At 35.6% G+C, this 565-nt stretch carries 1 protein-coding gene; it reads left to right on the plus strand.

Annotation, left to right across the window (positions count from 1 at the left end):
* Positions 1-370: 370 nt before the first annotated feature.
* Complete coding sequence (locus tag BU804_RS15410; RefSeq protein WP_255371575.1) at positions 371-505, plus strand: hypothetical protein; 135 nt, start codon at positions 371-373, stop codon at positions 503-505.
* Positions 506-565: the final 60 nt, after the last annotated feature.

A 565-nucleotide genomic window follows, 5' to 3' on the forward strand; every position in this document is an offset into this window, starting at 1 on the left:
AATTGTTGGATTTCATCGATCAGTTGGGCGATAGTTATAGAAAAGGCAAGGAAATGAACAAGAGAAAGCACTCATTCAAGTGACTTTTGAAAGACCTCGATTTGGTTATCGGTACATTCCTCTTGTATTGAAAAAGGGATGTTAAGATTAACCATAAGAAGCTTTAGAAGCTTTTTAGGCTTTATCAGGAAATGAGACTAAAAGTGAGAAAAGAGGAGCTTGAAGATGAGGAGTTGGGAAGGCTTGCGCGAAAAAAGCTTCACAAGTCAATGAAGTTTGAAGCCTGAATTTTATGTCCAATCGGCTTGCAAATGGAAAGAAAATCAGATGAATCAATATTGTAGATGAGTTTACTAAAGAAGGTTTGAAAATGTTTGTAGACACCTCTTTTTCAGGATTAAGAGTGGTAAGAGAGTTGGAAGAGTTGATTAAATACAGAGGATATCTTAAGACAAATGATCAGTGTCATGAAACTGAATTCACAAGTAGGGCTATTTTAAAATAGTCGGAGGAATCATCTATTGGATGGCATACTATAGAACCTGGTAAATCAATCCAAAATGAA

Source organism: Candidatus Protochlamydia sp. W-9 (assembly GCF_001950615.1).
Taxonomy (GTDB): Bacteria; Chlamydiota; Chlamydiia; order Chlamydiales; family Parachlamydiaceae; genus Protochlamydia; species Protochlamydia amoebophila.

What these genes read in the sequence shown, in the direction of transcription:
- BU804_RS15410 (WP_255371575.1), top strand. Translation starts at nt 371, where the DNA reads ATGTTTGTAGACACCTCTTTTTCAGGATTAAGAGTGGTAAGAGAGTTG.